The 9,213-nt window shown below is 69.9% G+C and carries 11 protein-coding genes; 2 read left to right on the plus strand and 9 right to left on the minus strand.

Annotated elements, in window-relative coordinates:
• Positions 1-48: 48 nt before the first annotated feature.
• Positions 49-603, minus strand: a complete 555-nt coding sequence (locus I0C86_RS36350) for a hypothetical protein (protein WP_196205843.1) — start codon at positions 601-603, stop codon at positions 49-51.
• A 218-nt stretch (positions 604-821) separates the two neighbouring features.
• Between I0C86_RS36350 and I0C86_RS36355 the strand changes: the two genes are divergently transcribed.
• Together I0C86_RS36355 and I0C86_RS36360 are read left to right on the plus strand one after the other, a co-directional pair.
• Positions 822-1,619, plus strand: coding sequence for a TIGR02452 family protein (locus I0C86_RS36355; RefSeq protein WP_196205844.1), 798 nt, complete (start codon positions 822-824; stop codon positions 1,617-1,619).
• A 34-nt stretch (positions 1,620-1,653) separates the two neighbouring features.
• Entirely contained in the window at positions 1,654-2,013 is a 360-nt protein-coding gene (locus tag I0C86_RS36360) for an immunity 51 family protein (RefSeq protein ID WP_323374064.1), read from the plus strand.
• A 49-nt stretch (positions 2,014-2,062) separates the two neighbouring features.
• Here the strand turns inward: I0C86_RS36360 and I0C86_RS36365 are convergent, their stop codons facing one another.
• From I0C86_RS36365 to I0C86_RS45285, 8 genes are all read right to left on the minus strand, one after another.
• Complete coding sequence (locus tag I0C86_RS36365) at positions 2,063-2,737, minus strand: Rossmann-fold NAD(P)-binding domain-containing protein (RefSeq protein WP_196205845.1); 675 nt, start codon at positions 2,735-2,737, stop codon at positions 2,063-2,065.
• Between the two features lie 136 nt (positions 2,738-2,873).
• Entirely contained in the window at positions 2,874-3,905 is a 1,032-nt protein-coding gene (locus tag I0C86_RS36370; RefSeq protein WP_196205846.1) for an aldo/keto reductase family protein, read from the minus strand.
• A gap of 61 nt (positions 3,906-3,966) precedes the next feature.
• Positions 3,967-4,770, minus strand: a complete 804-nt coding sequence (locus I0C86_RS36375) for an ABC transporter permease (RefSeq protein ID WP_323374065.1) — start codon at positions 4,768-4,770, stop codon at positions 3,967-3,969.
• Positions 4,771-4,772: 2 nt separating this feature from the next.
• The gene (locus tag I0C86_RS36380; RefSeq protein WP_323374066.1) at positions 4,773-5,630 is read right to left on the minus strand and encodes an ABC transporter permease; all 858 of its coding nucleotides are present in this window, start codon (positions 5,628-5,630) and stop codon (positions 4,773-4,775) included.
• Positions 5,631-5,646: 16 nt separating this feature from the next.
• Positions 5,647-6,891, minus strand: a complete 1,245-nt coding sequence (locus I0C86_RS36385; RefSeq protein ID WP_196205848.1) for an ABC transporter ATP-binding protein — start codon at positions 6,889-6,891, stop codon at positions 5,647-5,649.
• Positions 6,892-6,893: 2 nt separating this feature from the next.
• The gene (locus I0C86_RS36390) at positions 6,894-8,087 is read right to left on the minus strand and encodes a polyamine ABC transporter substrate-binding protein (RefSeq protein WP_196205849.1); all 1,194 of its coding nucleotides are present in this window, start codon (positions 8,085-8,087) and stop codon (positions 6,894-6,896) included.
• 174 nt (positions 8,088-8,261) lie between these two features.
• Positions 8,262-8,450 carry a DUF397 domain-containing protein gene (locus I0C86_RS36395; RefSeq protein WP_196205850.1) on the minus strand — a complete coding sequence of 63 codons (189 nt, stop codon included), beginning with the start codon at positions 8,448-8,450 and terminating at the stop codon, positions 8,262-8,264.
• Complete coding sequence (locus I0C86_RS45285) at positions 8,441-8,845, minus strand: DUF5753 domain-containing protein (RefSeq protein ID WP_323374067.1); 405 nt, start codon at positions 8,843-8,845, stop codon at positions 8,441-8,443. The genes I0C86_RS36395 and I0C86_RS45285 overlap by 10 nt, the downstream gene beginning before the upstream one ends.
• Positions 8,846-9,213 lie beyond the last annotated feature (368 nt).

Consider the following 9,213-nt stretch of genomic DNA (forward strand, 5'->3'; position numbering starts at 1 on the left):
AGCCGGCCGCGAGCAGCCACGCCGGCCCTGGTGCCCAGGCCACCAGGCTCACCTCGACGTCGACCGACCCAGCCACGAGAGCACCGCGACGCTGTAGAGATGGAGCGCGGCCGAACCGACCAGCAGCAGCGCCACGGCCACCGCGTACACCTGGCGACGCCCCAAGGCCAACGTGACGACGGCGCCGAGGACCAGCACCGCGACCAGGCCCACCGCGACAGCGAACAGCTGGTACCGCTGCGTCCACGCCGGCTCCCAGTAGTCCTCCATCGTTCCGTGCAGAACAAACACCGCACCCACGGCCACCACAGTGGCGAGCAGCCCGAGGAGCACTGCGACGATCCGCCCCCAGCGCGAACGCACCGCGACGCCCGGGACCAGCAGAATCGCGAGATAAATGGGCAGGTGCAGAACCTCCGTGAAGAGCTGGGCCACTGGGTACGGCTGGTCGTTCAGCTCAAAGGCGAGGTGACGGAGGTTAAGCCCGTTGAGGGTGTCGCCGTTGGTCCGGGTGAGCCAGGGCGGGATGAACGCGGCGAACGCCGCGAAGACCAGGATTACAAGGCAGATACGGGCGGCACGGCGCAGCGCGGTCGGTGTCACGACAGAGAAGTTTAGTGATCTCACGCACCCTCCAGGATGGCAACACCCGCGAACCGCGCATCCCGCCACCGACAGCAACCACGCCGCCAGCGGCGAACTCGTGGCTGCCGGTGAGGTGATCAGAACAGCGACGTCATACGCCTGGCGCCAACCGATCAGCACACCGTTGAGGACGAAGATCGAGAAAACGGCCGGGCCGATCGCGCATGATGGCTGCCGTGAGCAGACGGCTGAGGGCGATCGCCCAGGAGACGGTCGCGGCCGTGGAACGCGGTTTCTACCGTACGGAACGGGGCGCGGAGGTGGTCATCGCCGACCAGGTGACCGCAGCGGTGACCGGCACCCGGCTGTACCTGCCGGACGAGGCCCTGCCGGCGCCCGCGCCGGCCGAGGCTCCGCCGGTGGTGGAGGTGACCAACGAAACGACCCTGGCGGCGACCCGCCGGCTCGGCGGTGATCCGGCCTGTCTGGTCTTCGCCTCGGCCCGGAACCCGGGCGGCGGCTTCCTCAACGGCGCGCAGGCCCAGGAGGAGAGCATCGCTCGTGGCTCGGCCCTGTACCCCTGCCTCCGTGCCGCCGGGGACTTCTACGCCCGGCACCGTACCGAGCCGTACCTCGGCTACAGCGACCGGGTCATCTACTCTCCGGCCGTGCCGGTGTTCCGGGACGACGGTGGTGCCGCGCTGGCGGCGCCGTACCCGACCTCGTTCCTGACCTCGGCGGCGCCGAACCGGTCGGCGATGCTGCGCAACCAGCCCGAACACCTCGCCGAGATTCCGGCCATCCTGCGCCGACGGGCCGCCCGGGTGCTCGCGGTGGCCGCGGCGCACGGACACCGGACCCTCGTCCTCGGAGCGTGGGGTTGCGGCGTCTTCGGCAACGAGCCGGCGACCGTGGCGGACGCGTTCGCCGAAGCCCTGCGACAGAGCCCGTGGTTCGCGCACGTGGTCTTCGCCGTCTTCGACCGGCAGGCCGACGCCCCGACCTACGCCGCGTTCCGGACGAGGTTCGGCTGACCGACCTGTCGGTGGCCCGGCCTAGAATCCGCGCGTGATCGAAGTAGACGACTCCCTGAACCCGTTCAGGCTCTTCGAGTACGACCACGATCCCGGCACCTACTGCCTGATGCTCAGTGACCTGGACATGGTCCGGGTGTCGGACGTCTTCGAGGAGTGCGGCTATCTCGGCAACGGCTACGACTGGTCCGGCGTCGCACGTTCGGCGGTACGGACGCACGCCCCGGAGATCGCCGACCGGCTGGGGTACGACCCGGAGGCCGGAACCTTCGTCGCCCACGGGACCGATCCGGCGGCGCTAAGGCAACTCGGCGTCCTGCTCCAGAACGCCTTCCAGGACGGGGCCACCCTCGCCACCCTGATCCGGACCGGCGACCCAGACTGGTTCGACTGAGCAGCCGTGCCCACAGCGGAGCGTTCCGCCGGGCTTTGCGATCTCTCAGTCAGCGCCGAGCCTGCGGGCCGAACCCGGTTAGGTCCCGGTTCTCCAGTACGTGCCGGGGAAAGCCGTGTTCGGCGACGGTCAACATGGCGATCCCCAACTGCTCGGTCGTGGTGACGCTGTGCGGAAAGAGCCGGCGCGGCAGTGCGGCGAACGGTGAGATCAGCGTGTACAGGAGTCGGTACCACCGGGTCCTGGACCGGACGCCGTGCAGTGGCTGGATGAAGCCGGGCCGGAAGGCGTACGCGTTGGGTAGCAGCGCGATCAGCGCGTTCTCGGTCCGACCCTTGACCCGGGCCCACATGCTGCGTCCCTGCTCCGTGCCGTCGGTGCCCTGCCCCGACACGTAGACGAAGGTCAGCTCGGGATTGACCTGCGCCAGCATCCGGGCCGCGGCCATCGTGAAGTCGTAGGTGACCCGGGTGTAGTCCGGCTCGCTCATCCCGAACGAGGAGATGCCCAGGCAGAAGAAGCAGGCGTCATAGCCGGCGAACTCCCCCGCCACGTCGGTGAAGTCGAGAAAATCCTTCCGGACCAGCTCCCGCAGTTTCGGATCGCGCCGCCCGGTCGGGGTACGCACGACCGAGAGGACCGACTCGACCCTGGGGTCCAACAGGCATTCCCGGAGCACGCCCTGCCCCACCATGCCCGTCGCGCCGAACAGGATGACCTTCATGCGGTGCCTCTCCCGGACGTCGGGTCCACGCCGGTCCGCCGACCGCCGGTGTCGAGGGTACGACTCCGACGGCCGGCTACGACGGGCGAAATTCGTCGTCGACGTACCGCAGGAGTCTCCGCGATTGTCCTCCGGGTTACGCCGACTCCGCCCGGGCCCAGTCGGGCTTGACGGCCATCATCCGGGCGGTCTTCGTGGCGTCCGTCTCGATCAGGTCGCCCAGCGTCTCGTCGATCCGGCGCATCGCCTCGTCGTCCAGCCGGACGCCGGCCGCCGCCGCGTTCTCGGTGACCTGTTCGGGCCGGGACGCGCCGATCAGCGCGGTACTGACCCCTGGGTGCCGCAGCGTCCAGGCGACCGCGAGCTGGGCCATCGACAGACCGGCGGAGTCGGCGATGGGACGGAGTTGCTGGACCCGGCGGAGCAGTTCGTCGCCGAGCACCCGCTGGATGAACATCGGCGCGCGACCGCCGCTGGCCGCCCGGGAGCCGACCGGCGGGGGCTGGCCCGGCTGGTACTTGCCGGTCAGCACGCCCTGGGCCAGCGGCTGGAAGGCGATCTGGCCGATCCCCTCCTTGTCGCACAGTGGCAGGATCTCGGGCTCGACGACCCGCCAGAGCATGTTGTACTGCGGCTGGTTGGACACGATCCGGTTGCGCAGCCCGAGCTGGTCGGCGACGTCGAGAGCGGCCCGGATCTGTGCCGCCGTCCACTCCGAGACGCCGAGGTAGAGCACCTTGCCCTGCCGTACCAGGTCGTCGAAGGCGATCAGTGTCTCTTCCAACGGTGTGTCGTCGTCGAACCGGTGTGCCTGGTACAGGTCGACGTAGTCGGTGCCGAGCCGGCGCAGCGAGGCGTTGCAGGACTCCAGGATGTGCTTGCGGGACAGACCCTGGTCGTTGGGGCCGTCGCCGGTCCGCAGGCACACCTTGGTGGCGATCTCCACCGACTCGCGTCGCACCCCGCGCAGTGCCTGGCCGAGCAGTTCCTCGGCGGCACCCCGGGCGTAGACATCGGCGGTGTCGAAGGTGGTGATTCCGGCGTCCAACGCGGCCCGTACGCAGCTCAGCGCGGCGGCCCTGGCCACCAGTTCCCCGTGGGTGAGCCAGTTCCCGTAGGTGATCTCGCTGACGAGCAGGCCGCTGCGACCGAGATGACGATGCTCCATGGCGGTCCAGCCTAATCCCGGGAGCCGACGCACCGTAACTGGCGTCGACGCGCCGCGTGCCTTACTTTGACGCCGCTGGCTCTCGTTCCCGCACCCGTACCACGAGCAGCATCAGCAACGCGACCGCGAACATCGCGGTGCCCACCACGTTCACCTGGGGCGGGATGCCCCGCTGGCTGGCCCCCCAGACGTACATCGGGAACGTGACGGTGGTGCCGGAGTTGAAGTTCGTGATGACGAAGTCGTCGAAGGAGAGCGAGAAGGCGAGTAGCGCGGCGGCCACGATGCCGGGCAGCACCAGCGGCAGGGTGACCCGCCGGAACGCCTGCCACTCGCTGGCGTAGAGGTCCAGCGCCGCCTCCTCCAACCGGGTGTCCATTCCGGACAGCCGGGCCCGGACCGTCACCACCACGAACGAGACGCAGAACATCACGTGCGCGACGACCACGGTCCAGAAGCCCTGCGGCACTCCCGCGGCCACCAGCAGGGCGAGCAACGAGGTGCCCAGCACCACCTCCGGGGTGGCCATCGGCGCCAGGACCAGCAGGTTGACGACGGTCCGCCCCCGAAAACGGTGCCGGACCAGGGCGAACGCCAGCAGCGTACCGAGCACCGTGGACACCACCGTGGCGACGAACCCGATCTGTACGCTCCGCACCACCGCCTCGCACATCCCGGCACTGCCGCACGGGTCCCGCCAGTTGTCGAGGGTGAACTCGTGGAAGTCGTACGACAACCGACTCGACGGCCGGTTGAACGACAACCCGGCCACCACCACGACCGGCAGCAGGAGATAGCCGAGTACGCCGGCGGCGACGGCCACCGGCCAGTGGTCGGCCATCCAGCGCCCGAACCGGCCACCCACGGCTATCCCACCTCCTCGGCACCGGCCCGCCGGACGTACCCGACGACCATCGCCAGGATCGCGCCCAGCAGCAGTACGGAGAGCGCCGCCCCCTGGGGATAGTCCAGCCGGACCAGGAACGCCGAGTCGATGACGTTACCGATCATGTACTCCTTCGGGGTGCCGAGCAGTTCCGCGCTGATGTAGTCGCCGCTCGCCGGGATGAACGTCAGCAGGGTTCCGGCCACCACCCCCGGCATCGACAGCGGCAGCATGACCCGCCGGAGAACCTGGCTCGGGCCCGCGTACAGGTCCTGCGCGGCCGCCAGCAGCCGACGGTCCAGCCGCTGGAGGCTGGCGTAGATCGGCAGCACCATGAACGGCAGATAGCAGTAGGTCAGGCTGGTCACCACCGCGACCGGTGAGGCGAGCAGCCGGCCGTCCGGGCCCAGCACGTGCAGGTCGCGGAGCAGCCCGACCAGGGCGCCTCCGTCGGACAGGATGGCCTTCCAGGCCAGGGTCCGGACCAGGAAACTGGTGAACATCGGCGCGACCACGCAGACCAGCAGCAGGTTCTGCCAGCGCCCGGCGCGCAACGCGAGGACGTACGCCAGCGGATAGCCGAGCAGCAACGCCAGTGCGGTGGCGAGCGCGGCGTAGCCGAACGACCGGCCAAGGTGCGGCCAGTATCCGGCCAGCGCATCGGGATAGTTGCCGAACGACCAGGTCATCGCGTACCCGTCGGCCAGTGAGCCAGCCGGGTCGTAGAGGCTGGTGGCACCGAGTTGGATCGCCGGAACTCCGAAGAAGACCACCAGCCAGAGCCCGCCGGGCAGGATCAGGAGGTACGGCAGCAGCCTGCGCCGCCGTACCCCGGTCACCGCCGCCTCGCCCGGATCACGACCTGGTCGCTTCCACCGAACCGGCCCCGGCCGACGCGGCACCGCCGATGCCGGTGCCGGTGCCGGTGTCGATGCCGGTGCCGGTGTCGGTGTCGGTGCCGGCGAGGAGGAAGGCGTGTCTCGGGTGCCAGTGCGCGACCACGGCGCTCCCCACCGGAATCCGTGGCGCCTCCCCGTCGGCGGCGGCGAAGACCGACAGCTCGACACCCTGACCGGTACGGACCAGGTACTGCGTGCTCACCCCGAGGTAGACGGCGTCGCCGACCGTACCGTCGAGCCACTGGTGGCCGTCCGGCACCTGTTCCACCGCGCCGACCAGCCGCACCTTCTCCGGCCGTACCCCCAGCAGTACCGGCGCGCCGAGAGTCCGGGACCGGGCCACCGGCACCGAGAAGCGCCGGCCGTACGCCTCGACCAGGACATCGTCGCCGCCGCGTCCGCGTACCGTGCCGGCGAGCAGGTTGGACCGGCCCAGGAAGTTGGCCACGAAGGCCGTGGCCGGAAACTCGTACAGCTCCGCCGGAGGACCGAGCTGTTCGATCCGGCCGGCGTTCATCACCGCGACGGTGTCGGCCAGCGTCATGGCCTCCTCCTGGTCGTGGGTGACGTGTACGAAGGTGATGCCCACCTCGGTCTGGATCCGCTGAAGTTCGAGCTGCATCCGGCGGCGCAGCGCGAGGTCGAGCGCGCCGAGCGGCTCGTCCAGCAGCAGCACCCGAGGCCGGTTGACCAGGGCACGGGCCAGGGCCACCCGCTGTTGCTGGCCGCCGGAGAGCCGGGTCGGCCGCTGCCGGTCGTACCCGTCGAGTTGCACCAGGGCCAGCATCCGCCGCACCTGCCCGGCCACGTCCGGTACGCCCCGCCGCCGCAACCCGAACGCGACGTTCTCGAAGACGTCCAGGTGCGGAAAGAGCGCGTAGCTCTGGAACACGGTGTTCACCGGTCGCCGGTACGGCCGCAGCCCGGTGATGTCCTCCCCGCCGAGCAGCACCCGGCCGCTGGTCGGCTCCTCAAGCCCGGCCACCATCCGCAGGGTGGTGGTCTTGCCACAGCCCGAGGGGCCCAGCAGGGCGAAGAACGACCCGGCCGGCACGCTCAGGTCGAGGCCGTCCACGGCGGTGACCCCACTGCCCGACGACGCGGACCGCCGGGAGGTCGGGCCGAACCGCCGGCCCGTGGGGCCGAACCGCTTGGTCAGGTCGACCAGCCGCAGCTGGCCGGCCGGCTCCTCGCTCGCCACCCCTACCCCCCGATGACCTGCTGGAACTTCGACTCGTACGCCCGCTCGCTGGCCTCGTCGAGGGGCATGAACGCCGTCGACCTGGCCAGCAGCGCCTGATCGGGAAAGATCAGCGGATTGGTCGCCAGCTCCGGGGCGATCTTCTCCATCTCCGCCTGTGCGCCCTGCACCGGGCAGATGTAGTTGACGTACGCCGCGAGCTGGGCCGCGATCGCCGGCTCGTAGTAGTAGTCGACCAGCGCCTCGGCGTTCGCCCGGTGGGTCGCCCGGTTCGGCACCAGCATGTTGTCGGAGTAGAGCATCGCGCCGGATTCCGGGGCCACGAACCGGATCCGCTCGTCCTCGGCGGCGAGCTGGATGACGTCGCCGGACCAGGCGACGCAGGCGGCGATGTCCCCCTTGGCCAGCTCCGGGGCGTAGTCGTTGCCGGTGAACCGCCGGATCTGTCCACCGTCGACGGCCCTTTTGAGTTTGCTGAGCGCCTCGTCGAACTGGTCGGCGGTGAAGTTCGCCGGATCGTGCCCGCCCGCCTGGAGCAGCAGCCCCATGGTGTCCCGCATCTCGCTCAACGCGGTGACCCTGCCCTTCAGGTCGGGCCGGGTGAGCAGTTCGTCGACGGTCTGGACCGGCCTGGTCACGTTGCCGTTGTAGGCCAGGCCGGCCAGCCCCGACTGCCACGGGATGGCGAGCACGTTCTCCCGGTCGTACGGGCGGTCGCGCAGCGAGGGCAGCAGGTTCCGGCCGACGTTCGGCAGCCTCGCCCCGTCGAGTCGCTGTACCCAGCCGAGCCCGATCACCCGGGCCGCCATCCAGTCGCTGAGCACGATGATGTCCCGGCCGATGGACTGGCAGGCGCTGAGCTGGGGCCGTACCTTGCCGAAGAACTCGTTGTTGTCGTTGATGTCCTCGGTGTACGTCACCTGGATGCCGGTCCGCGCCTGGAACGCATCGAGGCTGGGCCGCTTCGACCCGTCCTTGTCGTCCACGTCGATGTACTGCGGCCAGTTGGAGAAGGTCAGCTTCTTCTCTGTGCCGGAGAGATCCTCACTGACGCAACTCGCCCCGGTCTGCCGCGCGCCCCGGGTGCCGCAGCCGCTCAGGGCGGCCGTCAGCGCGAACAGCGCCGCCGAACCGGCCGCACCGCGCAGCAGGGCACGCCGGGGCAGCCTCGGCAGGGGATGCGGGCGGTCGCGCATGGGACGGCTCCTCCGGGTCGTACCGACGGGCAGGGCAGGCGAGGTCGGCCCGCTGGCCGGAGGCGTCGCGGGGAGATCCGATCAGGTGCCGATCTTGGCATGCGACCGCGCGGCCACCCGAGAGGGTCTCCCAGTTCCCGCGAGGGGTACGCCGAGTTGGCGGGTGTGCCCGGATCAGGAACGCGTGGCCAGCCCGACGAACGCGCGCCAGGCGTCCGGGCCGAAGCGCAACGTGCCCCCGTCGCGGTCCTTGCTGTCCCGGACCAGCACCCGGCCGGGCAGGTTGTCCGCCACCTCGACACAGTCGCCGCCGTTGTTGCTGCTCCGGGTGGAGGTGCGCCACCGGGCGCCGGTCATGTCCATGTCTTCGCCACTTCCCTGATCAGCTCGATCGACGGTCGGCGGGGCAACGCCTCTCCGGTGATGCTCTCCCACCTGTTTCCGAGGCTAGCAATGTCGGATCGATCGTTGAGGATCTGACCACGGAGCTGGTTGTCCAGGTAGGCCAGCTCGAGCCCGTCGTCGAGCCGGGCCAGCACGAACGGCCCGGCCAGCCCGGTGTGCCAGGGCACGTCCGCCGGAATCACCCGGACCTGCACGTGCGGCTGCCCGGCCACCGCCGCCAGGTGCGTCAACTGCTCCCGCATCACCGCCCGGTCGCCGAGCAGCCGGTGCAGCACCACCTCGTCGATCACCGCGACGAGCTGCGGCGGCTTGTCGCCGGTCAGGATCTCCTGCCGCTTGAGCCGGCTGGCCACGATCGGCCCACGGCCGGAACCACGGCATGTCCCGGCGCCGGAACGGGTCGGGCCAGAGTTCGGCGGCCTCGCGACCGAGGATCTTCGCCACTGCCGTCCTGGTCCGGGGATGCGGTATTCGGCCCGGGGAGAGTCACCGCCCCGCCCTTCAAAGTCGGAACGTCTGGCTGAACATGTCGACCAAGCACATCGATGTCTGCCCGACACGTCTACCGACCACTTGAAGGCTGCGAACTGCTCAAACTCGACACAGATGATCGCATTGACCCCATGTATCAGGGCACAGACACCCATCCGAGAAGGTCACCTGGACGTCCTGGAAATGTCCCTGATCCGCCTGCCCCACCATGCCCCGCACCCCCACACTC

The organism is Plantactinospora alkalitolerans, from assembly GCF_015690345.1.
Lineage (GTDB): Bacteria > Actinomycetota > Actinomycetes > Mycobacteriales > Micromonosporaceae > Plantactinospora > Plantactinospora alkalitolerans.

What these genes read in the sequence shown, in the direction of transcription:
- I0C86_RS36365 (WP_196205845.1), bottom strand. Translation starts at nt 2,737, where the DNA reads ATGAAGGTCATCCTGTTCGGCGCGACGGGCATGGTGGGGCAGGGCGTG.
- I0C86_RS36395 (WP_196205850.1), bottom strand. Translation starts at nt 8,450, where the DNA reads ATGGACATGACCGGCGCCCGGTGGCGCACCTCCACCCGGAGCAGCAAC.
- I0C86_RS36370 (WP_196205846.1), bottom strand. Translation starts at nt 3,905, where the DNA reads ATGGAGCATCGTCATCTCGGTCGCAGCGGCCTGCTCGTCAGCGAGATC.
- I0C86_RS36390 (WP_196205849.1), bottom strand. Translation starts at nt 8,087, where the DNA reads ATGCGCGACCGCCCGCATCCCCTGCCGAGGCTGCCCCGGCGTGCCCTG.